We start from the raw sequence: 26589 nt of genomic DNA on the forward strand, positions 1-26589 counted from the left end.
GGTCAGCAGTAGGAGCGGCAGCCGCGATCCACGCCGTACTGACGGCGGCTCGTCGCGACGAGCGCAGCAGGTGATAGTTGGCCGCCGTGGCGCCAACTGTTCAGGAACTGCTGCGGCGCGACGGCGCCACGCCGGATCCACCAAGCGTTGGGTCCGGTCGGCCAACTGATACCGAAGTGCAGGTGTGGTGCTGTCCTTCGGGCACTCCCCGTGTTCCCCGTCCGTCCCAGCGGTTGCCCCGCCCGCACGATCACACCTGGCGCGATACCGGGCTGGATCGACGAGAGGTGTGAGCCGTAGTACCGGACGCCGTCGGCTCCGAGCACAGAAACCGACAGCCCTCCGCGGTCAGCGCCACGGTTGGTGTTCGGATCCCACGAGTCGACCCTCGTCACCTCGTCCACTCGTCCGTCGACAGGCGAGACGAACAGGCATCCGACGTCCGCGAAGATGTCCGACGCCGGGTAGTCATGGTGACTTTGCGAAGCATCCGCCCGGCATCCGCTCACCGGAAACACGTACTGATGCACCGTGGCCGGCCGCGCGGGCGTGCTCGGCTTTCCACGAGTGGTGGGACGCGCCGGAGTGATGGGTCGTGCCGGTGTCGTCTGTCGCGGTGTCGTCCGTGGCGGTTTGGTCTGTGGCGGTTTGGTCTGTGGCGGCGTCGAACGCAGCGTGCTCGACGGCGCGGGCGGCTGTTGCGCGCGGTCGAAGACGCCCGCTGCCGACAGCACGACCAATCCACAACCGCCGACAACCACTGCAGCTACGAAAAAGGCAGCCCAGGCCCGACGTGTCACGGGTACCAGAAGGAGCTGACAGTCGCGGCCGAGTACACCGTTTCGCACGGTACGCTGTTCTTGTCCGCATCCATCCGATCCGGCATCCCGTAGTACCACCAGTACCGAACCGCCTCGGCGTACGACGCACCAAGCGCGGCGAGGTCGCGGCAGTACAGCCCCGATGACCAGAAGACGATGCCGCTGATCTCGCGGCCGTTCCAGTAGGCGGCGACATCAGTCCGCGGATACACGGTCTCGCAGGGAATTCCGTTGCGGTCGGCATCCATCTGATCGGGTTGCCCGTGCAGCCGCCAGTAGTCCAAGGCTGCGACGTAGCTGTATCCCTTGGCCTTCAGATCCCGGCAGAAGAGTCCGGCCGGCAACGACCGGACGTCCTTCCCCGCCGGCGTCGCGTTCGAGGTCTCCTTGACCGAGGGCTTCGGCGCGAGGGTCTTCGTTATCACCGATACGGGTGCCGACGCTGCGGGCGCGGTCGATGCCGGCGGCGGTGTGCCTGCCGTTCGCGTCGCTGGATCGTCCTTCGTCATCAACACCACGAGCCATGCCAGCAGCACCAGAATGATGCCGACGGCCACACCCCCTAGAGCCGCCAAAGTCGCGTTACCGTGCTCGCCTCGCTGGTGACAATGCGTGCGTGAATACGGTTCTCCGTTCATGAATCCCCCCGCCAGCCATTGAAGCTTCGTCACTTTCCGTTGTCCATGGCTCGGCTCGGGAATCTGTTCACCGCCCGCACATCTCGTGGTCATGGAAAAAGGCGATGATCCCGCCGGATTCCGCCACGAGAGGACAACCGATGGGGCACTCGCACGAGCACTCGCACAGCCACGGTCACGGGCATGGTCACGGGCACGGGCACGACCATCATCATCCGAACACCGAGTTGGATCAGGCGACGTTGGCGGCGTTGGACGAGTCGGTGCCGGATCGGGAGCTGTCGCCGGGGGAGGTTTCGCGGCGGGGGTTGTTGCGGTCGGCCGGGATTCTCGGGGGTACGGCGGCCCTCGCGGTCACCGGCGCTCAACTCGCCGCCGCGACCGCGCCGAAGGATGGCTGGGTCTTTCAGCAGGGCAGCCGGCCGAACGTGTGGCTGGCCGGTGACCACCACATCCACACCCAGCTGAGCTCCGACGGCATGTACCGCGTCATCGACCAGGCGCGGCACGCCGCGGCGTACGGCCTGGACTGGCTCGTCATCACCGACCACGGCGGCGCGACGCACGCGCGGATCGGTGTCGACCTGGTCAACCCGCAGATCAAGGCGGCCCGCGCCGAGTTGCGCGACACGCTGATCTTCCAGGGCCTGGAGTGGAACATCCCGTCCGCCGAGCACGGCACGGTCTTCGTCGCACCGGGCAGCCGCGAGGTCGACGTCCTCAAGCAGTTCGAGAACACCTACGACGGCAGCGTGAAGAACGCGAGCTCGAACTCGCCCGCCAACGAGGCGCTCGCGGTGTCCGGCATCCAGTGGCTCGGTCAGCAGGTCGACCGGCGCCGGGTCGCGGACGCGCTCTTCCTCGCCAACCACCCGGCCCGCAACGGCATCGACAGCCCGCACGAGATCCGCAACTGGCGCGACGCCGACCCGCGGATCGCGATCGGCTTCGAGGGTGCGCCCGGGCACCAGGCGGCCGGCCTGCCGAAGCCGCTCGGCGGTGGCAGCGCCCGCGGGTACTACGGCAACTCGCCGAACCCGAACTCGTTCCCCGGCTACCCTGCCGAGAGCTACCGCACCTGGGGCGGCTTCGACTGGATGACCGCGACCGTCGGCGGCCTCTGGGACAGCCTGCTCGCCGAGGGCAAGCCGTGGTGGATCACCGCGAACTCCGACTCGCACGTGAACTGGAACGAGACCGCCCGTCGCCCCGACGGCTCCAGCCAGGAGCAGTTCAACCGCGACGGCCGGTACATGGACCCCGTCTACGGCAACGCCGTCAACACCACCGCCGGCGACTTCTGGCCGGGCTACTACAGCCGTACGCACGTCGGCGCCGACCGCCGCGACTACCTCGCGGTGATGGAGGGCCTGCGCAACGGCCGCGTCTGGGTCGACCACGGCGCGCTCGTCAAGGGCGTGGAGGTCGAGGTGCGCGAGGTCGGCAACCGGTACGGCGAACCGCTCGGCGGCGCGCTGATCGTGAAGAAGGGCCGCGCGATCGAACTCGTCGTACGGATCACCACGCAGACGATGCCGAACTGGGCGAACTTCGTGCCGGCGCTCAACCGCGTCGACGTGATCCAGGGCTCGGTGACCGGACCGGTCGCCGACAAGGACACGATGACCGCGCCGAACACCAAGGTCGTCAAGCAGTGGGACACCTCCGGCAAGCGGGGCACGTTCGAGCTCGTGTACCCGCTGGGTCGCGCCGAGGAGGCGCAGTACGTGCGCGTCCGCGGTACCGACGGGAACCGCAGCCAGCCCGGCTACCGGGGCGCCGCGGTGGACCCGGCCGGGCCGAAGCTCGACGTGGTCGGCGACGCGGACCCGTGGGTCGACCTGTGGTTCTACACCAACCCGATCTGGGTGCTCCCGAAGTAAGGAACTCTGTTGTGATCATCGCGATCGATGCCGGCAGCACGGACACGGCCGCGGCCGACCACCTGCTGTACGACCTGATCGGCGGCCTGGACCAGCCGGTCGTCGCCCTCACCCATATGGTGTCGGGCGACGACCGGCCGCATGTCGCGGTCTCGCTGACCAGCACCGCCGACCTCGCGGACCCGGTCCGCGCGATGGTTGCCGACCGCAACGTCGGCCTGGCGATCACCCGGCCCGGAGCGTCCGAGCCGGAGCTCGCCGGGCCGAGCCGGCTGGTCCGGGGCGCGTACGTCGCCGCGGTCGAGGCCGCCCTCGGTACGACGGGACGCGTGGTCCGCTGGCCGGGTCACGAGCAGGCGCACGGCGTACTGCCCGCGGCCGAACTCCGCACCCGCTGCGGCATCGATCGCCTGGAAGCCATCGGCGGAGTACCGGTCGAGGACGACACGCTGATCGACACCCTCGACTTCGTCCGCCCGGTCCGCCGCGACGGCCGCCTGGTCCTCCAGGTCCAGCCGGCCGTCGGCAACGTCCTCATCCCCTTCGAACTCCAGCACCAACAGAAGTGCTGCGCGGATCACTGAGAGGCACCGACCTGCAGGCCATCACAATCGTCCCCGTCGACGGGGATGTGCGCTCAATGCGTTGGTCGCCTGCGGATTGTGATGGCCCTGCGATCGCTATCCCCAGGCAGAAGAGTCCCGTAGTACTTCGGGTAGTGCGCCGACGACCCCCAGGTGTTGGGTGCAGCGGGTGAGGGCGACGTACAGGTCGCGGAGGCCGCGGGGTGACTCGATGACGATGCCGTCGGGGTCGACGACCAGGACGGAGTCGAACTCGAGGCCCTTCGCCTCGCGGGCGGTCAGGACGGTGACGCCGGCGAGTCCGTCGACCGCCTCCTGGATCAGCTCGAGCCGGCTGCGCGACGTGATCACACCCACCTCGCCGTGCGCCGTCTCCTCGGCCGCCATCTTGTAGACGGTCAACGCCTGTTCGGCCGCGGGTACGTCGAGATGCCAGGGCTTCACGCCCGTGGACCGGACCGACTGCGGCGCCCGCGCCGACGGGTCGACCGCACGCAGTACCGCGTTCGCCAGCTCCATCACCTCGGCCGGCGTCCGGTAGTTCAGCGTCAGCTCCGCCAGCCGCCACCGGTCGCCGAACGTCTCGCCGAGCGCACCCGCCCACGACGTCCCGCCGCCGACGGAACTCGTCTGCGCGACGTCACCGACCACCGTCATCGACCGGAGCGGGCACCGCCGCGCGATCGCCCGCCACGCCATCGGCGACAGCTCCTGCGCCTCGTCGACGATCACGTGACCGTACGTCCACCGCCGGTCCGCAGCCGCCCGGTCGGCGAGCGTCCGGTCGTCGTCCGCCTCGTACCGCTCAGCCAGCGCCTCCGCGTCGAGAATGTCCTTCGCAGTAAGGATCTCCGCGTCGTCGTCCTCGTCGAAGTCGGTCGAGCCCGACCCGGAGAGAACGTCCAGAGCCCCTTGTGCATAAGCGATCGCGCGCGCCCGGGCCGCCCGCTCCCGCGCCGCCTCGGTCCCGTCGTCACCGAGCAGCTCCGCCGCCTCGTCGAGCAGCGGTACGTCGGCCGGGCTCCAGTCGGCGCCGTACCGCAGCAGGTGTTCGCGATCGAGCGCGGACAGCTGCGGTGCCGCGGACGCGAGCCGGTCCTCGTCGCCGTACAGGTCCTCCAGCAGCTTCTGCGGACTGAGCAACGGCCACAGCTTCTCTAGCAGTGCCTGTACGGCGGGCTCGGCGAGGACCTCGTTGCGCAGCTCGGCCAGGTCGTACTCGTCGAGCAGCTGCTCCCCGTCGAGCGGATCGGTGCCGATCAGGTCGGCGTACTGGTGGGTCAGATGGTCGGTGATCTCGTTCAGGACGAACGGGCGCGCCTGGTTGTGGGTGAGATTGCGGTTCCGCACGCGGGCGTGCACCGCCTCGCAGACCGACGGATCGAGGGTGAGCGCGGTCCGCTCGACGGTCACGCGGACCGGCCGCTCGGGGATCCACTGCCGGTCGGCCACCGCCTGCGCGATCACCTCGGCCATCACGGTCCGGCCCTTCACCTCGGCGCTCTCGGGCGACTCCGGACGGGTCGCGGTCAGCCCCGGGTACAGCTCGGCGATCGTGACCAGCCGGACACCGTCCTCACCGAGCGACGGGAGCACCTGGCCGATGAACCGCAGGAACGCCGCATTCGGCCCGACGACGAGAATTCCGCGCTTTTCCAGTTGCTCGCGGTGTGTGTAGAGCAGAAATGCCGCGCGGTGCAACGCGATCGCGGTCTTACCGGTTCCCGGACCGCCCTGGACGACGAGGATTCCGGGCAGTTCGGAGCGGATGATCCGGTCCTGGTCGGCCTGGATCGTCTGGACGATCGACTCCATCCGGCCGGTACGGCGGGCCTCCAGCGCCTTCATCAGCACGGCCTCGCCGATCACGCCGGTCCCGGGTTTCGACGGGTCGGCGGCCTCCCGGCGGAGGTCGAGCTGCTCGTCCTGGACGTCGACGACGCGGCGCAGGCGGGTCTGGATGTGGCGGCGGCGGACGATGCCGTGGTTCGCCACCGCGGTCGCCACGTAGAACGGCCGCGCGGCGGGAGCACGCCAGTCGACGAGCAGCGGTTCGTAGTCGTCGTCGTGCAGACCGAGCCGGCCGACGTGCAGGATCTCGCCGTCCGCGGTGTCCAGGCGGCCGAAGTACAGACCCTCCTCGGCGGAGCTCAGCCTGGCCTGCCGGAGCTTGAGGTCACGGATCCGCCCGTCGCGCTGGTTCAGCGCCTGGGCGTTGCGGGTCCGGACGAGCAGTTCCTCGTCGGTCCGCGCCTCGGTCCGCGCCCGCTCGGTGTCGAGCGCGGCGTAGAAAGTCGTCAGGTGCGCCTGTTCGGCATCAACCGGATTCGGCAATTCCTACCCCTTGTGTTAAAATGCGTCCCGTTGGCTTTCAGGTCGCATTCTGAATTTCTGCTCGGCGGCAGCCACAAATCCTTGAGTTTATCCCGTGAACGGGTTTTCCTGTACCCGTGTTCCACGCCATCGTCCCGCCGTACCTGCTCGAGCAACTCGAGCGCTCCGCGGCTGATCCCAGTGTCCGGGCCCGGATCCGGCAGTCGCTGCGGCACGACGCCGTCCTGCGAACGCGGCCCGCGGCCGGCCGGGAGCGCGTCACGGCGGCGGGCGGCCGGAAGCGCGAGGTGTACGACGCCGAGAACGGGACCGACCTGCCCGGCACGCTCGCGCGCTCCGAGGGCGACGACCCGGTCCAGGACCAGACGGTCAACCAGGCGTACGACGGCACGGGCGCGACCTGGACGCTGTTCAAGGAGTGCTTCGGGCGCGACTCGATCGACGGCGCCGGGCTGGTGCTCACCTCGACGGTGCACTACGACCGCGGGTACGCGAATGCGTTCTGGGACGGTGCGCAGATGGTGTTCGGCGACGGGGACGGCGAGATCTTCGGCCACTTCACGTCGTCGATCGACGTCACCGGCCACGAGCTGACGCACGGCGTCACGCAGTACACGGCGAACCTCACCTACGAGGGCCAGTCGGGCGCGCTGAACGAGAGCATCTCGGACGTCTTCGGCTCGCTCGCGAAACAGCACGCCCTCGGCCAGACCGCGGCCGAGGCCGACTGGCTGATCGGCGCCGGGCTGTTCCTGCCGGGGGTGCAAGGGGTCGCGCTGCGGTCGATGAAGGCGCCCGGGACGGCGTACGACGATCCGCGGCTGGGCAAGGATCCGCAGCCCGCCGACATGTCCGGGTACGTCGAGACGGACGACGACAACGGCGGCGTCCACATCAACTCCGGCATCCCGAACCGTGCGTTCTACCTGGCCGCGACGGAGATCGGCGGGAACGCGTACGACGACGCGGGCAAGATCTGGTACGCCACGCTGACGTCGGGCGACCTGCCGGAATCCGCCGACTTCAAGACCTTCGCCGAAGCCACCCGGGCCGCCGCCCGCGAGCTCTTCGGGGACGACTCGGCGCATCTCGCGGCGGTGACCAAGGCCTGGCAGACGGTCGGCGTCCTCGACACAACCACAGAGCCCGCACCCACCGAGTCCGAGTTGTTGTCGGCGGCTCAGACCGGGCTGCAGCCGTCGAAGCCGCCCTCTCCCCCACCTCCCGACCGCGAGACCTCCGCCGGACCGACTCCGGCCACCTGATGCCGCGGCACTGGCTCTGGCCGGCGAACGCGATCGCCATGCTCGTGATCGCCGCGGCCGCGATCCTGCAACCGGTCACGATGCTGTCCGCACCCTGCGACATGCCCTGTGATCCGCACGGCTACGTGGCGATCTTCAGCATCTTCCCCGCGGGCGTCGTGGTGATCATCGCGCTCGTCGCCCTGACGCTGCTGATCGGCCGCAACCGAGCCGGCTTCGGCACCGCTCTCGGCGCCGCCGGAGCCTGCGCCGGTCTACTGGTCCTGTTCGGCCCGGTACTGATCGCGCCGGTCCGCTGGCCGGTCGCCGCGGTGTGTCTGCTCATCGCCGGCCTGGCGATCGCCGGGCTGCGGTCGGCCCCGGTGCGGCAGCGGCCGCGGTGGGAGGAACCGCCGTACCCGACTGTCCACTGAGACGGTTTGACCTCAAGGCTTGTTGAGGTATTAGCGTCGTTCGAGTGACTGTTCATCCGCTGCGGCTCGTCGTGCTGACGCGCAACCTCGAGACGGGGCGGTTCGGGACGGCGGTCACCCGCTGGTTCGAGCGCGAGGTCGAGCGCGCCGACGAGTTCAAGCTCGACCTGATCGATCTGAGCGCCGTACCGCTCGCCGACTTGCCGGCACGGATCCGGGACGCGGACGCAGTGATCATCGTCACAGCGGAGTACAACCACGCGTACCCCGGCGACGTGAAGTCCGCGATCGACGCGGTCCGGCGGCCCTGGTACGCGAAGCCGGTCGGGTTCGTCGTGTACGGCGGGCGATCGGGCGGACTGCGGGCGGCCGAGCAGCTCCGGCTGGTCTTCGGCGAGCTGCACGCGGTGACGATCCGGGACAGTCTCGGCTTCCGCGAGGAGGACTTCACGCCCGAGGGTGAGCCGGCCGACCCGACCACCTCCACGGCCGCCGCCGCACTCCTCCGCCAGCTCGCCTGGTGGGCCCGCCCCTTGCGCGACGCCCGCGCGAACACGCCGTACCCGGGCTAGCGAACCTCCACGCAGGCAGAAGTCCCGTTTCGCGCCCAAAACCGGGCCGATCGGGAACTTTTGCCTGCGTGGACGTTCGTGTGCCGGGAATACGGCGCCCGCTGCGACAGTTGGCTTCCGGACGTGAGCGCCGAACCGATGCCCCTGTCCGTGCTCGATCTCTCGCCGGTGCCGACGGGCACGCGGCCGTCGGAGGCGCTGCACGAGACGCTGGAACTGGCCCGTACCGCGGAGGCAACCGGCTACCACCGGTTCTGGCTGGCGGAGCATCACAACATCCCAAGCGTGGTGAGCACCAGTCCCGAGGTGATGATCGCGGCGGTCGCGGCCGCGACGTCGGCCATCCGCGTCGGCTCCGGCGGGATCATGCTGCCGAACCATTCGCCGCTGAAGGTCGCCGAGACGTTCCGCGTCCTCGGCGGGCTGTACCCGGACCGCATCGACCTCGGCATCGGGCGGGCGCCCGGTACCGACCAGCGCACCGCGCTCGCGTTGCGCCGCAGCCGTGAGGCGCTCGGGGCGGACGACTTCACCGAGCAGTACGCCGAGCTCCGCGCGTACGCCGAAGGGTTCCCCGCGGGGCACCCGTTCGAGCCGATCAGCGCGCAGCCGGACGACGTACCGCTGCCGCCGGTGTGGATCCTCGGCTCCAGCACGTACGGCGGTCAGGCGGCCGCCGCCCTCGGTACCGGATTCGCGTACGCCGGCCACTTCGGGACACTCGATCCGGCCGGCGTGATCTCGGCGTACAAGGAGAACTACCGGCACGCCGGCCACGACGGTGCGCCGCACGCGATCCTGGCGCTGGCCGCGATCGTCGCCGAATCCGAGGAGCGTGCGCAGCAGCTCGCCCGCGCCAACGCGCTGTCCATGCTCCGTCTGCGCTCCGGCCGTCCGGGACCGCTGCCGTCCCCGGAGGAGGCTGCGGCCTATCCGTGGTCGGAGGCCGAGGAGGCGGCCGTCGAGGAGTGGGCCGGTCTCGTCTCCGTCGGCACTCCCGAGCAGGTCGCCACCGACCTCCGGCGCCGGGCCGACGCTGCCGGCGCCGACGAACTCATCATCACCACGAACATCCACGACCCCGCGGAACGCCGCCGCTCGTTCCAGCTCCTCGCTGAGGCCTGGGGCCTGAAGCCGCGCTGATCGGCGGACCTCCCGCACTCAGTAACAGCCCGCGAACGGCCGGAGCACCGGTCGCTCGAGTCTCACCTTCCCGCTGGGTGTGAGGTTGGTGAGTGGTGCGCGTCCGGTATCCCCCGGACGTGCTCGAAGATCAGGCTCGTCTCCGCGTGGCTGACCGCGGGATCCGCGGTCAGATGGTCGAGCACGAACTCGCGGAGCGCGTCCGGGGTCGCCGCGGAGACGTGCAACAGGTAGTCGTTGGCGCCGCTGACGTGGAACAGCGACAGCACCCCGGGCAGCCGGGGAACCTTCGTGCGGAACCGGTCGATCTCGTCGCGGGAGTGCGCGCCGATCCGGATCGCGATCAGCGCCTGCAGCGGCTGACCGAGCGCGGTCAGGTCCACGTCGGCGTGGAAGCCGCGGATCACGCCGCGCTCGCGTAACGACCGGACCCTGGTCAAGCACGTCGACGCCGCGATGCCGACCGCCTCGGCAAGCGCGTTGTTCGGCATCCGGCCGTCGGCCGTGAGCAGCTGGACCAGCTTCCGGTCCACCTCGTCCAGCCCTTCCGGAACCGGCCGCGGAGCCGGTCCAGGGCTCCGACGATCCTTCGGCATGCCCCCACTGTAGAGCTCATACACAGAATCCACAGCGTGTGGATGAGCCTGTGGACGAATTTTCTTCGGAACTCTTGCGGCTCAATCGCAGAAGATTCCATCCTCGCCATCACCCCACCGGTGAGGAGGCCTCATGACGCAGCTCGACACCCGCTCGGTGCACGCCGGCCGCGACGACCTGGCCGCGCTCGGCGTCCACGTTCCGCCGATCGACCTGTCCACGACCTACCCGCTCGCGAGCGTCGACACCGGCGGAGCGTCGTACGACGAACTCACACAGGGCCGCGGCCCGGACGGCGGCAGCCTCGTCTACCAGCGCCTGTGGAACCCGACCGTCGCGCGGTTCGAGGACGCGCTCGCCGAGCTCGAGCACACCGACGGCGCGGTCGCGTTCGGCTCCGGGATGGCCGCGCTCACCGCCTGCCTGCTCGCCACCGTCGCCGCGGGCCGTCCGCACGTGGTCGCCGTACGACCCCTGTACGGCGGCACCGACCACCTGTTATCCACAGGCCTGCTGGGGACAACCGTGACGTACGTCGGCCCGCGCGAGGTCGCCGCCGCGATCCGTCCGGACACCGGGCTGGTGATCGTCGAGACGCCGGCCAACCCCACCGTCGACCTCGTCGACATCGCGGGCGTCGCCACCGCGGCCGGCGACGTACCTGTGCTGGTGGACAACACCTTCGCGACCCCCGTCCTGCAGCAACCGGCTCGTCACGGGGCGAGCCTGGTGTTGCACTCGGCAACCAAGTACCTCGGCGGCCATGGCGACGTGATGGGAGGCGTCGTCGCGGCCGGCGTGGAGTGGGTCGGCCGGCTCCGGCAGATCCGCGCTGTGACAGGTGGCCTGCTGCACCCGCTGGCCGCGTACGAACTGCATCGGGGACTGCAGACGCTGCCGGTGCGAGTGCGGGCGCAGCAGGCGACCGCCATCAAGGTCGCGGACTGGCTGTCGGCGCAGCCGTCGGTCGAGCGGGTGTACTACCCCGGCCTGAACGATCCGGCCGGGCTGATCGGCCGCCAGCAGTCAGGCCCCGGCGCGGTGCTCGCTTTCACGCTCAGCGGCGGGTACGACGCCGCATCGCGGGTGGCAAGCGGCCTGAGGCTCATCACCCACGCGGTCTCGCTGGGCGGCGTAGACACGCTGATCCAGCACCCCGCCGCACTAACCCACCGCCTCGTAGCCGCCGAGGCCAAACCCCCCGAGGCCCTACTACGCCTAAGCCTCGGCCTAGAAGACCCCGAAGACCTAACCAACGACCTAACCACCGCCCTCGCCCACGGGTGACTTTGTGCACCCACCGCCCATTTCTGGGCCGCCAGAATGGGCGGTGGGCGCACAAAGTGGGGAATCTGCGGAGGGCAGAACCGGGCGGCGCGATCTGCTGAGGGCAGAACGGGGGCGGCGGGGTCTTGCGGGATGGCACACTCGGTACAGGAGTTCCGGAGGCGAGGAGGGCCAGTCGTGTTGCTACGCCAGGTGATCGGGAACGTGTTCCGCCGGCTGCGGCGCGAGCGGGGCATCACCCTGCGTGAGCTCGCCGAGCTGGCTCAGGTGTCGGTGCCGTACCTGTCCGAGATCGAGCGCGGCCGCAAGGAGCCCTCCTCGGAGATTCTCGCCGCGATCTGCCGCGCGCTCGACCTCGAGCTGTCCGACCTGCTGGCCGAGGTGCAGTTCGACCTGACCACCGCGGTCCGGTCCACGCTGCCGGTCCAGCTGCAGACGGCCGCGATTCGCGTCGAGGACCGCTCGGCCCGCCGCATCCCGTCCGGCCCGCGCGCGTACTCCGCTCCGGCGACGGCGTACACGCTCGTCGCGTAGAAAACCAGTCACGCCGGGCGGCCGATGTCTCTAGCCTGACCTGGTGCATGTGAAGCGTCGCGCTCCCGCAGTACCAGGGTCGATTCCGGACGTGCTGAAGATGGCCGCGTCCGAGCTGCGGTTCTATCGGGAGATCGCGCCCGTCGTCGGTGTCCGAGTCCCGGAGTGCCACCAGGCCGAGGAGACCGCGGACGGGACACTGCTTGTCCTGGAAGATCTGTCCGCCTGGACGCCGGGCGCCGAGCCGGCCTCAGGTGCGCGGGCGCTGCGAGCTCTGCACGACCGATGGGTGGGCCAGGCGTACGAGCGGTGGCCGTGGTTGCGGCCGGTCGGAGCCGGCGTGGACCTGGTGGCGGAGCTGTACGACCGTACGTGGCCGGTCCTGGCGGAGCGGCGGGATATGAGCGCGCCGGTGCGGGACTTCGGCGAGCGGCTGGTCGGGCGCGTGCAGGAGGTGGAGCGGGCGGTCGCGTCGGCCGGCGAGTTGACGCTGGTGCACGGCGACGCCTCCGCGCAGAACCTCCGGACCGGCCCGGGTGGCGAGGTCGCCTTCCTCGACTGGGAGGACGTGTCGGCCGCGCCCGGCGTACTGGATCTCGCCTGGTTCCTGGTCTCGTCCGTCGAGCCCAGCCGGTGGCCGGAGGCGTTGGCGGCGTACGGCGCCGTCGACGGGCTCGGCGTCGTGCTGCCGTCGGTGATGGTGCAGGGATATCTGAGCTGGGCGGATCTGCCTGATGGTGCGGGCGAGGAGTGGAACGCCCGCCTGGAAGCCGCGGTGGGGATGCTGTGAGGTACGTCGTACGGTTCGCGGTGGATGATCTCGCGTTGTCCGCGTTGCATGCTGCGGCCTTCGAGGGGGAGCTGGACGTGCAGCCGTGGGCGGAGCGGCTGGAGCGGTGGGCGCTGACCTGGGTCGGTGCCTTCAGCAACGATCAGCTCGTCGGATTCGTGCAGGTGTGCTGGGACGGCGGCGCGCACGCGTTCGTGCTGGACACCGCCGTCCATCCGGACCACGGCCGGCGCGGCATCGGCAAACAGCTCGTGGTGACAGCGGCGGAGGAGGCGCGCAGGGCCGGTTGCGAATGGTTGCACGTCGACTTCGAGCCGCACCTGACCGCGTTCTACCTGGACGCGTGCGGCTTCCGTCCGACCGATGCGGGGCTGCTCAAACTCCGATAGCGGTCAGCCGCTCGGTGGAGATGCAGGACGTCAGGCAGCGCTCCTTCGCGTCGCCGAGCAGGTCCGCGGTCCAGGTGGTGAAGCCGCCGTCGCCGAGCCCTTCGCCGTTGACGCCGATCCCGAGCGCCGTACCGGCGTAGTAGTTCGCGCTCTTGGTCCGCTCGGTGTCCTCGGTGAACGCGACCCCGAGCGCCGGGCGGACCGTGTCCTCGATCCGGTCCCGTAGCGCCGACTCCTGGAACGCGGTGAACGTGAGATCGGCCTTCTCCCCCAGCACGGCCTGCCAGAAGCTCAGGTGGTCGATCAGCAGCTCGGCCTCGGTCCGGCACGACCCGGTGTCGCGGGCGCTCGACACCAGTGCGAACAGCTCGAAGTGCGCCGTCAGCCCCGGCGCGTCGAACGGCTGCGCCCGGACGACGCGCTGACAGGTCGCCAGGTGTACGCGGTCCTGCCCGGCGCGACGTCGTACGGCGGCCTCGATCGCGAGCTCGTTGGTGGGATCACTCGCGACCTCGGTCCCGCGGATCGTGCTGACGACCTGGTGCTGGTTGATCGTCGCCACCGCCGAGCAGGTGCCCAGGGGCGCCACCGGTGAGAGTTGAACGCCAGCGAACTTCTCCGGCAGCAACTCCCACAGCCGCTGCTGCGTCTTCACCAGCTCGCGCGGGTCGACGGTCGACGGCCAGACGAACCGGTCCTGCTTCCAGCGCTGCAGCAACCGCGACGGCTTCACCTTGGCGGCCCGCTCCCGCGTCACGTCCAGCAGGACGGACTGCAGCTCGGACTGGCTCAACCCGTTGACGAGGGCGTCGCGGCTGCCGTCCGGCAGCTTCGCCCAGAACCGTTCGCTGACGTCTCCCATGGCTCTACCCTGGCCGAAATTCCACCTGATCCGCGCGCCATTTTGTCGTATCGTCGAGGCATGAGATTTCCGAGCCCGCATCTTTGACCTTCGGACCGAGGACTGTCGGTCCGCATCGTCGCGTTCGCGTCGTTGCAGGACTTCATCCCGCTCTATCCGCTGTACCAGCTGTTCTTCGCCGACCACGGGCTGTCGGCTGCCCAGATCTCGACGCTGTTCGTCATCTGGTCGGCGACCGGGTTCGTCCTCGAGGTGCCGTCCGGCGCCTGGGCGGACTCGTACTCGCGGCGCAAGCTGCTGATCCTCGGTGCCCTGCTCGGCGGCCTCGGGTACGCCGCGTGGATCACGCTGCCGTCGTACGCCGGGTTCGCGCTGGGCTTCGCCTTGTGGGGTACGTCGTCCGCGCTGATCTCGGGCACCTTCGAGGCCTTCGTGTACGACGAACTCGCGGCCCGGGACCGCACCGCGCGGTACGCGACGCTGCTCGGTCGCGCGCGATCCGGTTCCTTCGTCATGAACCTGGCCGCAACCGCGCTCGCGGCACCGCTCTTCGACCTCGGCGGCTACACATTGGCCGGTGTGGTCAGCGTGCTCAGCTGTCTGGCGCAGGCGGTCGTGGCCTGGTCGCTGCCCGAGGCACGCCCGGTGGAGGCCGCGCGTGAGTCGGACGAGCCGGGCGCGCGGGCTGCGTTCGGCAACTACCTGCACATGCTGCGGTCGGGTGTCTCGGAGGTCCTGACGAGTCGGGTGGTCAGGCGTTCGGTCCTCCTGGTCGCGTTGCTCGGTGGGTTCCTGGCGTTCGACGAGTACTTCCCACTGCTCGCCCGGGAGACCGGTGCGGCGACCGGCGTGATCCCCTTGCTGATCGCGGGAACCGTTGCCGCGCAGGCGATCGGTGGAGCGCTCGCTGGTCCGGCGTATAAGTTGCCTGCAGCAACCTTCGCGGTGGGCATGGCGGCGACGGCGGTGCTGATCGCGACCGGGGCTTTGAGCGGATCCGCCTGGGGCTTCCTGCCGATCGCGATCGGGTACGGCGTGATGCAGTTGGTGATCGTGGTGTCCGAGTCGCGCCTGCAGGACGCGATCACCGGCCCGGCGCGGGCGACCGTCACGTCGGTGTCCGGTCTGTTCGCGGAGGTGTCGGCGATCGCGGTGTACGGCGGGTTCGCACTCGGATCGATGTGGTTCACGATGTCGATCCTCGTTGCGGCCTTGACGATCCCGGTCCTGCTGACCGCGTTCGTCGTACCGGTCGCGCTTCCGGCGCCGCGTAGTTCGTCTGCTGCCGAAGTATCAGAGCCCTAGCCTCACAGCATGAGCCAGGCAATGCGTTCTACCGGCATGAGGAGACAGCAGGTGCCCGCCGCCGCGGCAGCAGCGGTGACGGTGGTGTTGTGGGCGTCGGCGTTCGTCGCGATCCGCCATGTCGGGGCGGAACTGTCGGCGGGCGCGTTGTCGCTCGGGCGGCTGGTGGTCGGCAGCGTGCTGCTCGGGATCTTCGTCTTCAGCCGACCGCGTCGCTGGCCGGCGCGGTCCGACTGGAAGTTCCTGCTGGTGTGCGGGCTGCTGTGGTTCGGCGTCTACAACCTGGCGCTGAACGCGGCCGAGCGTCACCTCGACGCCGGGACCACGGCGATGCTCGTGAACGTCGGGCCGCTGCTGATTGCACTCCTGGCCGGGATCCTCCTGGGCGAAGGATTCCCGCGGCAGTTGGTGGCCGGGAGTGTGGTCGCGTTCGGCGGGGTCGTGCTGATCGGGCTGTCGTCGTCGGAGGGCAGGGCGGAGGTGTGGGGCGTTGTGCTCTGCCTGGTGGCTGCGGTTGCGTACGCGATCGGCGTCGTGGCGCAGAAGCCGCTGCTCGCTCGGCTGCCCGCGTTGGAGGTGACCTGGTTGTCGTGCGTGATCGGCGCGGTCGCCTGTCTGCCGTTCGGGCCGGCGCTGGTCCGCGAGGTGCGACCATCGACGCTCTGGTTGGTGGTGTTTCTCGGCGCGTTCCCGACCGCGATCGCGTTCACGACGTGGGCGTACGCGCTGGCTCGGACGACGGCGGGACGGATGGGCGCGACGACGTACCTGGTGCCGCCGATCACGATCTGCCTCGGCTGGGTGCTGCTCGGTGAAGGGCCGGCGCCGCTCGCGTACGCCGGGGGTGCGCTGTGCCTGGTCGGTGTCGCGATCTCGCGTTACCGGGCGCGGGCTGTGGCTGCGATGCCTGCCGTGAGGGTGGACAGGCCCGCTTCGAAGCCGCTGTCGAAGTCGTAGGCGAGGCCTGTGGCACCGAGTTCGCCGACGATCCGTCGCAGCGTGGGGGCCTTCTCCGATGGGAGGGCTTGCACGCGGGCGAGCAGGTCGGGGGCGAGTTCGAAGGTCTCGGCGCGGACGGACGCCTCGCCGAGGGTGAAGCCGTGGATGAAGTCGATCAGGGTGTTCGCGGCCTCGAAGATCTTGCGGGGTGTGAGGCCGGCGCGGTCGAGTGCGCGGTAGAACGGCTCCATCGTGACCACCACGACGTTCGAGACCGCGGAGGTGTCCGCCAGCACCTGGAGCGCGAGATTCGGGTGCCGGCGGAGGCCGACGCGGTAGGCGCGGGCGGCGGTCTTGAGTTGGTCGTCCCACGGGACGGTGTCGCCGGGGTCCGGGAGCTCCAGCCCGGCGAAGACCAGTTCGGCGAGGCCGGCCAGGACGGCGGCCTTGTTCGGCAGGTGGTGGTACAGCGACATCGGGTTGACCTTCAGCGTCGCCGCGAGCCGCCGCATGGTCAGCGCGTCGATGCCCTCGTCGTCGACGATCCGCAGCGCCGCGATCAGGATCGCCTCCCGGCTCAGCCGCTCCTCCCCCGCACGTGGCCGCCCGGAGCGCTTGCCGTCACTAACCATACGCCGTATGGTACATAATCGTACAGTGTATGGATATGGAGGAGGCGGCATGCAGCCGTTGGCGGGGAAAGTGGCGTTGGTGGCCGGTGCGACCCGGGCAGCCGGGCGGGGGATCGCGGTCGAGCTCGGCGCGGCCGGTGCGACCGTGTACGTGACCGGCCGGTCGACGCGGGACCGGCGGTCGGAGATGAACCGGCCGGAGACGATCGAGGAAACGGCCGAGCTCGTCGACAAGGCCGGCGGTCGCGGCATCGCCGTACCGGTCGATCATCTGGATCCGTCGCAGGTGAAGGCACTGGTCGAGCGGATCGACCGCGAGCAGGGCGCGCTGCACATCCTGGTGAACGACATCTGGGGTCAGCACAGTGAGCCCGAGTGGGACAAGACGGTCTGGGAGAGCGACCTCGAAGGAGGCCTTCGGCTGCTGCAGCTCGGCGTACACACGCATGTGATCACCAGTCACTTCGCGCTGCCGTTGCTGATCAAGTCACCGGGCGGCCTGGTGGTCGAGATGACTGATGGCACGAACGAGTTCAACGCCGAGAACTACCGGGTGTCGTTCTTCTACGACGTGGCGAAGGGTGCGGTCAGCCGGGTCGCGTTCGCCTTGGCGCACGAGTTGGACAAGTACGACGCGACCGCCGTACTGCTGACGCCCGGGTGGCTGCGGTCCGAGGCGATGCTCGACGGCTTCGGCGTCCGCGAGGAGAACTGGCGGGACGCGACCGAGCGGATCCCGCATTTCGCGATCTCGGAGAGCCCGTCGTACGTCGGCCGCGCGGTGGCGGCGCTCGCGGCGGATCCCGACGTACGGCGGTGGAACGGCAAGTCGACGTCGAGCGGCGAACTCGCCCGGCTCTACGGCTTCACCGACCTGGACGGCAGCCGGCCCGACGCCTGGCGGTACATCGTCGAGGTCGAGCACGCCGGCAAACCCGCCGACACAACTGGTTACCGCTAGGACGGGAGCTGGTACGGCGGACACAGGTCGGTGCCGGTCCCGCCTGAGGTGATCGGGGTGGCGTCGGCCGACAGTGCCACGTGTGGGTGGGCGGCCGCGATCGGGATGCCGAGCGTGGCCGCCAGCCCCAGGACCTCGCGCCGCGACGTCACCGCCACCGCGGGATCCAGCTCGTAGACGTACGTCAGCTCCGGCCAACGCGCCTGCGCCGGATGCACCAGGACGTCGCCACCCAGCACAGCCCGCTCCGTCACTACAGCCTGATGCCCAGGCGTATGTCCCGGCGTCGGCAGCAACCGCATACCCCGCAGCGCAGTCTCCCCGTCAACCACCCGCAACTGCCCAGCCTCTTCGATCGGCTGGATCCTGCGCGCGTACGTCTGCCCGCCACGCACATGCTCGAGCTCCGCCCGCTGCACGACGTACTCCGCCCGCGCGAACGCCGGCCGCACACCGTCCGACACCCACCCCACGTGGTCGGTATGCACATGCGTCAACACGACCGCATCCACATCCCCCGGCTCCACGCCCACCTGCGCCAACAGCCCAGGCAACCGCCCACTCACCCCCAACCACTCAGCCGCATCCCCACCAGCCGGCCCGATCCCCGCATCCACCAACACCACACCGGATCCATCCACCACCAGGTAACTGTGGAAATGCAGCAGCCACCCACCCTCCCGAACGTTCCCCGGCATCACCCGCTCCGTCCAAGCCGCGTGCTCCGGACCCCACGCCGGCAGCGCGTCCCCGACTCCCTCCGGAAACACCGCCACCGCATCGCACAACACCGTCACGTCCATGAGGTCATTCTGCGGTGCGTTCAGGGCAGCAGCATCCAGGTGGCGAGGGTGGTCATGAGGAGGGCGATGGTGGAGTCGAGGACTTGCCAGGCTCGGGGGCGGGCGAAGAGGGGGGAGAGTTTGCGGGAGAAGAAGCCCAGGGCGAAGAACCAGGTGAAGCTGGCGGTTACCGCGCCTACGCCGTAGAGCCAGCGGCCGTCGGTGCCTCGTTGGTTGGCGAGGGAGCCCAGGAGGACGACGGTGTCCAGGTAGACGTGGGGGTTGAGGTACGTGAAGCCCAGGCAGGCCAGTACGACGCTGCGGAGGGCGGCGGGGGCGTGGTCGGCCGGTGTGATCGAACCGGGCTTGAAGGCTCGTTTCGCGGCGAGGAACGCATAGGCGTAGAGGAATGCCGCTCCGCCGAACTTGGCGATGTCGAGCGCGAGTTGGCTGCGGGTGAGGAGTGCGCCGAGGCCGAGGATGCCGCCGGAGATCAGGAGTGCGTCGGAGAGTGCGCAGGTCAGGACGACCGGCAGGACGTGCTCGCGGCGCAGACCTTGGCGCAGGACGAACACGTTCTGGGCGCCGATCGCGACGATCAGGGACAGTGCCGTGGCGAAACCGGCGAGGAGGGGCATGTCTTCGACGGTAGGTACTCCTCGGCCTTCAAACCAGCTAAAGATTGTGATGCACCATTAGGATTGCTTCATCATGCAGTTCGACTCCGTGCAGCTCGAGACGTTCGTGGCGGTCCTCGACGAGGGCAGCTTCGACGCCGCCGCGCGCCGGTTGCGCGTCACGCCGTCCGCGGTCAGCCAACGGATCAAGGCGCTGGAGAGCCGCCTCGGGCAGGTCGTGGTGATGCGCGGCAAGCCGGCCCGGGCGACCGCGGCGGGTGCGGCGCTGCTCCGCCTGGCCCGCCAGGTCTCGCTGCTCGAACTCGAGGCGATCGCCGCCGTCCGCGGCACCGTCGACGCGCAGCGCATCCCGATCGCGGTCAACGCGGACTCGCTGAACAACTGGTTCCTGCCCGCGATGCTCGACCTCTCCCGGACCCATCACGCGCGGTTCCTGGTCCACCAGGAGGACGAGGAGCACTCGGCGGAGTACCTGCGCAACGGTACGGTCCTCGCGGCGGTGACCGCCGACCCACGTCCGGTCCAGGGCTGCCGGGTCGTCCCGCTCGGGAAGATGCGGTACCTCCCGCTCGCCACCCCGGAGTACGCCGAACGCTGGCTGGCCGGCAAACCGTTGTCCGAGGCGCTGGCCGAGGCGCCGATCGTGACGTTCAACGAGAAGGACGTCCTGCAGCACCGGCTGATCCGCAAGGTGACCCGGCGCCGGCTGGATCCGCCGTCACACGCGATCCCCGCGTCCGCTCCGTTCCACGAAGCGGTCCGGATCGGGCTCGGCTGGGGGATGATCGAGGACCAGGTCGCGGACCCCGAGCTCGCCGCCGGCCGCCTGGTGGAAGTTGCCCCCGGCAAGTACGTCGACGTTCCGCTGTACTGGCAGCACTGGAAGCTCGAGTCCGGCATCCTCGACGCGCTCACGGCCGCGGTCCTGCGTGCGGCCGAGGCAGGCCTGCGTACGACGACGCGGAAGTAGCTCGTTCAGCGGCGATTCACGGCAGCGGGCGGTACATCACGTGCAGGCCGACGTACCCGAGTCTGGGGTGGTCGAAGGCCTCCGGGACGGTGCCGGCGATCCGGAACCCGAGCGACTGCCACAGGTGTACGGCGGGCTCGTTGGTCTCCACGACCGCGTTGAACTGGATCGAGCGGAACCTTGACTGGCGGGCCCACGCGATCATGTCCTCGCACAGCGCCCGGCCGACGCCCTGCCCGCGGGCCCTGCCGTCGACCATGAAGCTCGCGCTGGCGACGTGGGCACCCGGGCCGGGGCGGTTCGGGTACATGTTCGCGCTGCCGAGAACGGTGCCGTCGGCATCGACCGCGACGGTGGTGCGGGCGAGCGGCGAGTTCGACGGCGACATCCAGAGCGCCCGCGCCTGCTCCTCGGTCATCTCCGGGTCGTACGTGTAGGTCTCCCGTGCGGTGACGATCTCACGGAAGAACGGCCAGATGGCCGGCCAGTCGGCGTCGGTCGCGTCTCTGATAGTCACAGTCATGATGGGAGCAGCATCACCCGCCGAGGCCGGGGATGCCAAGCAGATTCCCGATAGGCTGTCTGAGGATGACAGACTCCGTGATCCGAGGGCTGCCGCGCTGGACCCTGGCCGTGCCGCCGCTCGCCTTCGTCGTCCTGCTCGCCACCTGGCACCGCGATCTCGGTGCGGTCCTGCTGATCCTGGTCTGTCTCGGCCTCGGCGCCGCGGTGATCGCCGCCGTACACCATGCCGAGGTCGTCGCGCATCGTGTCGGCGAACCGTTCGGCACGCTGATCCTCGCGCTCGCGGTGACGATCATCGAGGTCGCGCTGATCGTCACGCTGATGGCGTCCGGCGGCGACAAGGCCGCGTCACTGGCCCGTGACACTGTGTTCGCCGCGGTGATGATCACCTGCAACGGGATCCTCGGGCTGTCGCTCGTCGTCGGTTCGCTGCGGCATCGCGTGCAGGAGTTCCGCGTGCAGGCGTCGTACTCCGTGCTCACGGTGATGATTGCGCTGGTGACGCTGAGTCTGGTGCTGCCGACGTTCACCACGAGTGCGGAGGGGCCACAGTTCAGCTCGGCGCAGCTCGCGTTCGCTGGTGTGACGTCACTGGCGCTGTACGGCGTTTTCGTGTTCATCCAGACGATCCGGCACCGGGACTACTTCCTCCCGGTGCGTCCCGACGGGCACGTCGACGAGGACGAGGACCATCACGCCGCCGCGCCGAGCGGGAAGACCGCGCTGCTCAGCCTCAGCTTGCTGTTCGTCTGCCTGATCTCGGTGGTCGGGCTCGCCAAGACCGTGTCGCCGAAGCTGGAATCCGCGGTCGAGTCGGCCGGCGCCCCGCTGGCGGTGGTCGGTGTCGTGATCGCGCTGCTCGTGCTGCTGCCGGAGACGGTTGCCGCAGTGCGGGCGGCACTGCGGAACCGTCTCCAGACCAGCGTCAACCTGGCGCTCGGCTCAGCGCTCGCGAGCATCGGCCTGACCATTCCCGCGATCGCGGTCGCCTCGATCTGGCTGAGCGGGCCGCTCGTCCTCGGGCTCGGCGGCAAGGAACTGGTCCTGTTCGCGCTGACCGTCGTGACCAGCATGCTCACCCTCGCCACCGGCCGGGCGACGCTGTTGCAGGGCGCCGTTCATCTCGCGGTGTTCAGCGCGTTCCTGTTCCTTGCGGTAAGCCCCTGAGGTAGTCGGCCACCGCCTGCTGCTTGCTGTGCTCGGCCCAACTCAACGCGTTCCCGTTGTAGTTGGGGTCGCGCAGTTCCGGGTCCGCGCCGAGCTCGATCAGCGTCCGGACCGTCTCCAGATGGCCGTTCAGCGCGGCGCGATGGATCGGCGCTGCTCCGCCCGAGACCCGGCTCAGGTCGTAGCCGAGCCGCTGCAACGGTTCCATCGCTGCGGCCCGTCCGATCTCGGCCGCCCGCACCGGGAGGTGTGGCTGGCGAGCGACCGCGCGAGCGGCGAGTGCGGCGTCGACGTCAGGCATCTCACCACGCATCGCAGCGGCGTATACCTCGTGGACCTCGTCCAACGGTGCGGCGCCTTTCGCGCGCAGCAGGTCGGCGATCTCCGTGTGCCCTTGAACAGCGGCCAGTTCGTACGGCCGTTCGCCGCCGAACACCGGGTGCCTGGTGCCGACGCCCTCCGGATCGGTGCCCTGGGCAAGTACCAGTTCGGCGCGGTGCAGCAGACCGGCCCAGGACGCGAAGACCAGCTCGTCCTCGAGCAGTTGCCGTGGGGTCGGATGCGCGGTCGTCAGCCGCTCGTGCCACGGTCCGCCGTCACCACGGCCGAGTCCGTATTCGAGCAGCAACTCCAGGTGCACATCGTCGTACGGCGGGGGACAACCGGGACCGCAGTTGTACATGGTCTGGCTGTCGTTCGGGTCGGCGCCGGCGTCGAGGAGGAGCCGTGCCAGTTCGACACGGTGGCGGTGCGGCGGTTGATCGCCCTCGCCGCGGCCGAACACGCCGGTGAGGGCGGTGAACGGTGATGGCAGACCCTGCCAGAGGTAGCCGGCGTTCGGGTCGGCGCCGTGCTCGAGGAGCAGGCGGGCGATCTCCAGTTGGTTCGGGGCGTCGAGGCGGCTGTAGGCGAGGTAGAGCAACGGTTCCCAGCGGTAGGGTCCGCCTTCCACGCTTGCCTGCGCGAGGTTTCGGCGTACGCCGTCCAGGTCACCGGCCACCACCTGGGTGTAGATGTTGCTCTGCGCAACGTCAGGGAAGCGGTCCAGGAGCTCGCGGGCGGCCTGCTGGCGGGCCGGATCATCCTGCCCGTAGTGCAGGGTCGCGAGGCGGAGGAACTCGTCGGCGCGCTGCTGCGGCGTGTCGAGCGGTCCGCCGACGGACTGCCGATGGGGCGAACGGCTGTAGCGGTCGACCAGTTCCAGATGGCGCACGATGCGCGGCCAGCTCGGGAAGCCGTAGCTGCGGGCGATCACGAGCTGTGCGTCCGCGAGCGTCTGCACGGGGTGGAACTCGTCGGCCAGGGCGACTGCGGCACGGTCGCCGGCGCGGACGCCTTTGAGCAGGGATTTGGCCTGACCGCGCAGGTAGTCCAGGTTCGGATCGTTCGGAAGATTCCGGGTCGGCATCGCCGACCTCCTCTCTACGAGCCCGCTGTCCGCGTCGTCGGGCGAGAAAGGAGGTCAATCAGTACACGCGTGAAGCTCCTCAGGTGGGCTGAGCCCTTCCCGCGGACCGGTGGCACCCTGAGCGCCTACCCGTCACGGTAACTCACTGCGGCTTCTCCATCCACCACTCGGTGAACTCGTACGCGCGGTCCTTCTCCAGCCGGATCACCCACAGGTTGCTGAACTCGCTCGGGGGATTGGTCAGGTACGTCGTCCACCCGCGGACGAACCCGACCCCGTCGCCGAATCCGAGCACCTGGTACTCGAAGGCCGTCTCGCCCGGCCCGTCCGCGACCTCGAGCCAGGCCGCCACGATCGCGTCCCGGCCGAGCACCGGGTCCTCGTCGGGCCGCCGGTACCAGGCAGCGTCCTCGGTCCAGAGCGCGGCGATGTCCGCGGGATCGTTGCTCTCCCACGCCTTCCGGTACCTGTCGACCCAGCGGTCGAGGTCCTTCTCCTTCATGGTCACGCGATCCGTCGGTGGTTGAGGACGACAGCAGCCGGCCGGGCGAGTACGCCGGGATGCGCGCGCGGGTCGGCGTCGTACGTGACGAGGTTGCCGGCACCGCTCAGGCCGAGGTACTCCTGGGCGCCGGTGGATCCGGCGGCGATGGCCTGCTCGACGGACAGTCCGTGCTTGACGAGCAGGTCGATCTCTGCGGCGACGGTCCCGACCACGTCGGATCCGGTCAGCACGCGGACGCCGTACCGCTCGGCGAGGGGAAGGACCGACGCGAGGTACTCCGACCGCGCCTGCCGCCGGCTCGCCTGCTCGGGGGTCTCGCCCGGGTGCGGGCCGATCGAGGCGCAGAGCGTCGGTGTCCACGCGCCACCACGGGAACCGAGCGTCTCCAGGTCCCGCTCGGTGAGCGCCGTACCGTGCTCGACCGAGTCGACGCCGGCCCGGATCAGCTCGGTGACGTGGCCGGTGTTGACGTGCGCCGCGACCCGTACGTTGCGGGCGTGGGCCAGCTCGACCATCGCCTCGACCACGGTGACGTCGTACGACGGGCTCACCTTGCTGCCCCGGATCGGGCCGTCCGGGCCGACCTCGGGGAAGTCGCCGACCAGTTTGAGCCAGGTCGCGCCGTCGGCGATCTCGCTCTCGACCGCGGCGAGCAGGTCCTCCGGGGCGACCGGCTCGTACGCGTCCGGGAAGTAGCGGCCCTCCGGCGCCAGGAACCGGCCGGCCGCGAGGACGAGCGGGCGGCTGTCGTCGGCGGTCCGCGCGAGGTGCAGGGTGACGTCCCGGTTGCCGCCCACGTCCCGGACCGCGCTGACGCCGGCGTCGGCGAGCTCGCCGAGTCGGTCGGCCGCGAAGTCCGCGCCGCGCAGGACCGGCCCGTTGGTGCCGGGCGCCATCGTCAGGTGACAGTGCGCGTCGACCAGGCCCGGTACGCCGTACCGCCCGGGCAACCGCTCGCCGTCCGCGTCCGCGCCGAACGTGAGACGGGTGGTGTCACCGGAAGGGAGGACGGTGCCCTCGAAGACCCAGCTCGTCATGGTCGTCATTGTGGCCCAGGGGAGATCCAGATCACGTCACCCTCGACTTGAACATGTTCAAAAACGCGGCGTACCGTCAGGGGCAACGGGAATTTGAACGTGTTCAAGAGGTGAGGACGAGGATGAACATGACAGTCACGACGTACCTGGTCTATCTGGTCGTCGCGGTACCGCTGACGATCTGGGTGGCCCGCACGCTGAGCCGGAACGGGCGGATCTTCCTGGTCGACGTGTTCCACGGCAACGAGGACTTCGCCGACGCGGTGAACCGGCTGCTGGTGGTCGGGTTCTACCTGGTCAACCTCGGGTTCGTGACGCTGTTCCTGCGGTCGGGGAGTGCGGTCGTCGACGCGCGCGGGGTGTTCGAGCAGCTGAGCGTGAAGCTGGGGGTCGTGATGCTGGTGCTCGGCGTGCTGCACCTGATGAACGTCTGGATCTTCAGCAAGATCCGCACCCGCAGCCGGCTCGACACGATGACCCGCCCGCCGGTGCCGCCGAACGACACGGTGCCCCCGCCGCAGACCGCGGCGCAGTACGGGTACTGAACGTGCGCGAACTGACGGTTCTGTACGACGCCGGGTGCGGACTGTGCCGCCGGTTCAAGGACTGGCTCGCCGCGCAGACCCCGGCGCCGGACGGGTGCGGCGGGGTGGTGCGTCTGCGGTTCGTCGCGGCGGGGTCGGCGGATGCGCGGGCGCGCTACCCCGCGCTCGACCACGCGGCCACGTTGCGGGACGTGACGGTGGTCGCGGACGACGGTTCGGTGTACGTCGGCGATCGCGCCTGGATCGTGTGCCTGTGGGCCACGGGGGAGCACAGACACACCGCAGTACGACTGGCGAGCCCGGCGATGCGGCCGGTCGCGAAGGCGATGGTGCAGGCGGCGGCCGGCCTGCGCCGGCTGAGCGGAGGTGATTACGCTGACGAATGTGACGGACGGTGCGACCGCCAAGGGCGAGCAGACGCGTGAGCTGATCTTGTCGACCGCGCTGCGGCTGTTCCGGGAGCAGGGGTACGGCAAGACCACGATGCGCGCGATCGCCAACGAGGCGGGCGTGTCGGTGGGGAACGCGTACTACTACTACGGCTCCAAGGACCACCTGATGCAGGCGTACTACGACCTGCTCCAGGACCAGCATCGTGAGGCGGTCGAGCCGGTACTGGCCGCGGAGAAGTCGTTCGTGCCGCGGCTGACCGGCGTACTGCACGCCTGGCTTGAGGTGTCCGCGCCGTACCACGAGTTCGCCGGCACGTTCTTCAAGACGGCGGCGGATCCGCGCAGCCCGTTGTCGCCGTTCAGCGAGGAGTCGCGGCCGGCGCGGGATGCGAGTGTCGCGGTGTTCCGCCGGGTCGTGGACGGCTCCGACCTCAAGCTCCCGGCCGACCTCAGGTCCGAGTTGCCCGAGCTCCTCTGGCTGCTCCAGATGGGCATCGTGCTGTTCTGGGTCCACGACCGGTCCGAGAACGTCCGCCGGACCCGCACGCTCATCGACCGCGCCGTCCCGTTGGCGGACCGTCTGCTGCGCCTGACCCGGATCCCCGGCGTCCGCGGCGTCGTGAACGACATCGTCGGCCTGATCCGCTCGGTCAAGGCTTAGGGCGTGGGAT

Annotated in this window: 30 protein-coding genes; 18 read left to right on the forward strand and 12 right to left on the reverse strand. The window is 69.7% G+C overall.

The features are described from left to right. Positions 1 to 2: 2 nt before the first annotated feature. Positions 3 to 899 (reverse strand): M23 family metallopeptidase, encoded by an 897-nt coding sequence (locus tag BJY22_RS43250; RefSeq protein ID WP_420371416.1) that lies wholly within the window; start codon positions 897 to 899, stop codon positions 3 to 5. After that, positions 797 to 1492, reverse strand: a complete 696-nt coding sequence (locus tag BJY22_RS06675) for a hypothetical protein (RefSeq protein WP_167204435.1) — start codon at positions 1490 to 1492, stop codon at positions 797 to 799. Before BJY22_RS06675 ends, BJY22_RS43250 begins: the two co-directional genes overlap by 103 nt. Positions 1493 to 1599: 107 nt before the next feature. Between BJY22_RS06675 and BJY22_RS06680 the strand changes: the two genes are divergently transcribed. Beyond that, entirely contained in the window at positions 1600 to 3342 is a 1743-nt protein-coding gene (locus BJY22_RS06680) for a PHP domain-containing protein (protein WP_167204437.1), read from the forward strand. Between the two features lie 11 nt (positions 3343 to 3353). Continuing rightward, the gene (locus tag BJY22_RS06685; protein WP_167204439.1) at positions 3354 to 3926 is read left to right on the forward strand and encodes a hypothetical protein; all 573 of its coding nucleotides are present in this window, start codon (positions 3354 to 3356) and stop codon (positions 3924 to 3926) included. A 96-nt stretch (positions 3927 to 4022) separates the two neighbouring features. Here BJY22_RS06685 and BJY22_RS06690 read toward each other — a convergent pair whose 3' ends face one another. After that, complete coding sequence (locus BJY22_RS06690; RefSeq protein WP_167204441.1) at positions 4023 to 6260, reverse strand: HelD family protein; 2238 nt, start codon at positions 6258 to 6260, stop codon at positions 4023 to 4025. A 116-nt stretch (positions 6261 to 6376) separates the two neighbouring features. On the opposite strand from BJY22_RS06690, the gene BJY22_RS06695 reads away from it, so the two are divergent. The 4 genes from BJY22_RS06695 (at position 6377) to BJY22_RS06710 (ending at position 9653) form a co-directional block, all read left to right on the forward strand. Next, on the forward strand, positions 6377 to 7525 hold the full coding sequence (locus BJY22_RS06695) for a M4 family metallopeptidase (protein WP_167204443.1): 1149 nt from the start codon (positions 6377 to 6379) through the stop codon (positions 7523 to 7525). Then, positions 7525 to 7938 carry a hypothetical protein gene (locus tag BJY22_RS06700; protein WP_167204445.1) on the forward strand — a complete coding sequence of 138 codons (414 nt, stop codon included), beginning with the start codon at positions 7525 to 7527 and terminating at the stop codon, positions 7936 to 7938. Before BJY22_RS06695 ends, BJY22_RS06700 begins: the two co-directional genes overlap by 1 nt. A gap of 44 nt (positions 7939 to 7982) precedes the next feature. Beyond that, positions 7983 to 8510, forward strand: coding sequence for an NAD(P)H-dependent oxidoreductase (locus BJY22_RS06705; RefSeq protein WP_167204447.1), 528 nt, complete (start codon positions 7983 to 7985; stop codon positions 8508 to 8510). Positions 8511 to 8633: 123 nt separating this feature from the next. Continuing rightward, positions 8634 to 9653, forward strand: coding sequence for an LLM class flavin-dependent oxidoreductase (locus BJY22_RS06710; protein WP_337758295.1), 1020 nt, complete (start codon positions 8634 to 8636; stop codon positions 9651 to 9653). Positions 9654 to 9715: 62 nt separating this feature from the next. Here the strand turns inward: BJY22_RS06710 and BJY22_RS06715 are convergent, their stop codons facing one another. Beyond that, positions 9716 to 10249, reverse strand: coding sequence for an Lrp/AsnC family transcriptional regulator (locus BJY22_RS06715; RefSeq protein WP_167204449.1), 534 nt, complete (start codon positions 10247 to 10249; stop codon positions 9716 to 9718). A gap of 133 nt (positions 10250 to 10382) precedes the next feature. On the opposite strand from BJY22_RS06715, the gene BJY22_RS06720 reads away from it, so the two are divergent. From BJY22_RS06720 to BJY22_RS06735, 4 genes are all read left to right on the forward strand, one after another. After that, positions 10383 to 11537, forward strand: a complete 1155-nt coding sequence (locus BJY22_RS06720; RefSeq protein WP_167204451.1) for a trans-sulfuration enzyme family protein — start codon at positions 10383 to 10385, stop codon at positions 11535 to 11537. A 177-nt stretch (positions 11538 to 11714) separates the two neighbouring features. Beyond that, entirely contained in the window at positions 11715 to 12071 is a 357-nt protein-coding gene (locus BJY22_RS06725) for a helix-turn-helix domain-containing protein (protein WP_167204453.1), read from the forward strand. 43 nt (positions 12072 to 12114) lie between these two features. Further along, positions 12115 to 12861 carry a phosphotransferase gene (locus BJY22_RS06730; protein WP_167204455.1) on the forward strand — a complete coding sequence of 249 codons (747 nt, stop codon included), beginning with the start codon at positions 12115 to 12117 and terminating at the stop codon, positions 12859 to 12861. Beyond that, entirely contained in the window at positions 12858 to 13250 is a 393-nt protein-coding gene (locus tag BJY22_RS06735) for a GNAT family N-acetyltransferase (protein ID WP_167204457.1), read from the forward strand. Before BJY22_RS06730 ends, BJY22_RS06735 begins: the two co-directional genes overlap by 4 nt. Here BJY22_RS06735 and BJY22_RS06740 read toward each other — a convergent pair. Continuing rightward, positions 13237 to 14112, reverse strand: coding sequence for a hypothetical protein (locus BJY22_RS06740; RefSeq protein WP_167204459.1), 876 nt, complete (start codon positions 14110 to 14112; stop codon positions 13237 to 13239). The genes BJY22_RS06735 and BJY22_RS06740 overlap by 14 nt on opposite strands. 132 nt (positions 14113 to 14244) lie before the next feature. Here BJY22_RS06740 and BJY22_RS06745 point away from each other — a divergent pair, with 132 nt between their 5' ends. Together BJY22_RS06745 and BJY22_RS06750 are read left to right on the forward strand one after the other, a co-directional pair. Next, positions 14245 to 15417, forward strand: a complete 1173-nt coding sequence (locus BJY22_RS06745; protein ID WP_238350303.1) for an MFS transporter — start codon at positions 14245 to 14247, stop codon at positions 15415 to 15417. 36 nt (positions 15418 to 15453) lie between these two features. Further along, positions 15454 to 16374 (forward strand): DMT family transporter, encoded by a 921-nt coding sequence (locus tag BJY22_RS06750; protein WP_167204461.1) that lies wholly within the window; start codon positions 15454 to 15456, stop codon positions 16372 to 16374. Here the strand turns inward: BJY22_RS06750 and BJY22_RS06755 are convergent. After that, the gene (locus BJY22_RS06755; RefSeq protein WP_167204463.1) at positions 16296 to 16988 is read right to left on the reverse strand and encodes a TetR/AcrR family transcriptional regulator C-terminal domain-containing protein; all 693 of its coding nucleotides are present in this window, start codon (positions 16986 to 16988) and stop codon (positions 16296 to 16298) included. The two genes, BJY22_RS06750 and BJY22_RS06755, sit on opposite strands and share 79 nt — an antisense overlap. Before the next feature lie 49 nt (positions 16989 to 17037). Between BJY22_RS06755 and BJY22_RS06760 the strand changes: the two genes are divergently transcribed. Further along, the gene (locus tag BJY22_RS06760; RefSeq protein WP_167204465.1) at positions 17038 to 17949 is read left to right on the forward strand and encodes an SDR family oxidoreductase; all 912 of its coding nucleotides are present in this window, start codon (positions 17038 to 17040) and stop codon (positions 17947 to 17949) included. On the opposite strand, the gene BJY22_RS06765 is transcribed toward BJY22_RS06760, so the two are convergent. Then, positions 17946 to 18752, reverse strand: a complete 807-nt coding sequence (locus tag BJY22_RS06765) for an MBL fold metallo-hydrolase (protein ID WP_167204467.1) — start codon at positions 18750 to 18752, stop codon at positions 17946 to 17948. The two genes, BJY22_RS06760 and BJY22_RS06765, sit on opposite strands and share 4 nt — an antisense overlap. 20 nt (positions 18753 to 18772) lie before the next feature. Continuing rightward, on the reverse strand, positions 18773 to 19369 hold the full coding sequence (locus BJY22_RS06770) for a LysE/ArgO family amino acid transporter (protein ID WP_167204469.1): 597 nt from the start codon (positions 19367 to 19369) through the stop codon (positions 18773 to 18775). 73 nt (positions 19370 to 19442) lie between these two features. On the opposite strand from BJY22_RS06770, the gene BJY22_RS06775 reads away from it, so the two are divergent. Beyond that, complete coding sequence (locus BJY22_RS06775) at positions 19443 to 20339, forward strand: LysR family transcriptional regulator ArgP (RefSeq protein WP_167204471.1); 897 nt, start codon at positions 19443 to 19445, stop codon at positions 20337 to 20339. Positions 20340 to 20355: 16 nt separating this feature from the next. On the opposite strand, the gene BJY22_RS06780 is transcribed toward BJY22_RS06775, so the two are convergent. Next, positions 20356 to 20856 carry an N-acetyltransferase family protein gene (locus tag BJY22_RS06780; RefSeq protein ID WP_475418527.1) on the reverse strand — a complete coding sequence of 167 codons (501 nt, stop codon included), beginning with the start codon at positions 20854 to 20856 and terminating at the stop codon, positions 20356 to 20358. A 71-nt stretch (positions 20857 to 20927) separates the two neighbouring features. Between BJY22_RS06780 and BJY22_RS06785 the strand changes: the two genes are divergently transcribed. Continuing rightward, positions 20928 to 22031 (forward strand): calcium:cation antiporter, encoded by a 1104-nt coding sequence (locus BJY22_RS06785; RefSeq protein WP_167204475.1) that lies wholly within the window; start codon positions 20928 to 20930, stop codon positions 22029 to 22031. On the opposite strand, the gene BJY22_RS06790 is transcribed toward BJY22_RS06785, so the two are convergent. The 3 genes from BJY22_RS06790 to BJY22_RS06800 form a co-directional block, all read right to left on the reverse strand. Then, positions 21997 to 23439 carry an ankyrin repeat domain-containing protein gene (locus BJY22_RS06790; RefSeq protein ID WP_167204477.1) on the reverse strand — a complete coding sequence of 481 codons (1443 nt, stop codon included), beginning with the start codon at positions 23437 to 23439 and terminating at the stop codon, positions 21997 to 21999. The genes BJY22_RS06785 and BJY22_RS06790 overlap by 35 nt on opposite strands. Positions 23440 to 23581: 142 nt before the next feature. Then, positions 23582 to 23941, reverse strand: a complete 360-nt coding sequence (locus BJY22_RS06795) for a YybH family protein (RefSeq protein ID WP_167204479.1) — start codon at positions 23939 to 23941, stop codon at positions 23582 to 23584. Positions 23942 to 23943: 2 nt separating this feature from the next. After that, positions 23944 to 24981, reverse strand: a complete 1038-nt coding sequence (locus tag BJY22_RS06800; RefSeq protein ID WP_167204481.1) for an amidohydrolase family protein — start codon at positions 24979 to 24981, stop codon at positions 23944 to 23946. Positions 24982 to 25103: 122 nt separating this feature from the next. Here BJY22_RS06800 and BJY22_RS06805 point away from each other — a divergent pair, with 122 nt between their 5' ends. From BJY22_RS06805 to BJY22_RS06815, 3 genes are read left to right on the forward strand one after another with little or no spacing between them, the layout of a single operon-like run. Beyond that, positions 25104 to 25526 (forward strand): hypothetical protein, encoded by a 423-nt coding sequence (locus BJY22_RS06805; RefSeq protein ID WP_167204483.1) that lies wholly within the window; start codon positions 25104 to 25106, stop codon positions 25524 to 25526. A gap of 2 nt (positions 25527 to 25528) precedes the next feature. Next, positions 25529 to 25951, forward strand: a complete 423-nt coding sequence (locus BJY22_RS06810; protein ID WP_202891017.1) for a DCC1-like thiol-disulfide oxidoreductase family protein — start codon at positions 25529 to 25531, stop codon at positions 25949 to 25951. Further along, the gene (locus tag BJY22_RS06815) at positions 25911 to 26579 is read left to right on the forward strand and encodes a TetR family transcriptional regulator (protein ID WP_167204485.1); all 669 of its coding nucleotides are present in this window, start codon (positions 25911 to 25913) and stop codon (positions 26577 to 26579) included. The genes BJY22_RS06810 and BJY22_RS06815 overlap by 41 nt, the downstream gene beginning before the upstream one ends. Positions 26580 to 26589 lie beyond the last annotated feature (10 nt).

This window comes from Kribbella shirazensis (assembly GCF_011761605.1).
Taxonomy (GTDB): Bacteria; Actinomycetota; Actinomycetes; order Propionibacteriales; family Kribbellaceae; genus Kribbella; species Kribbella shirazensis.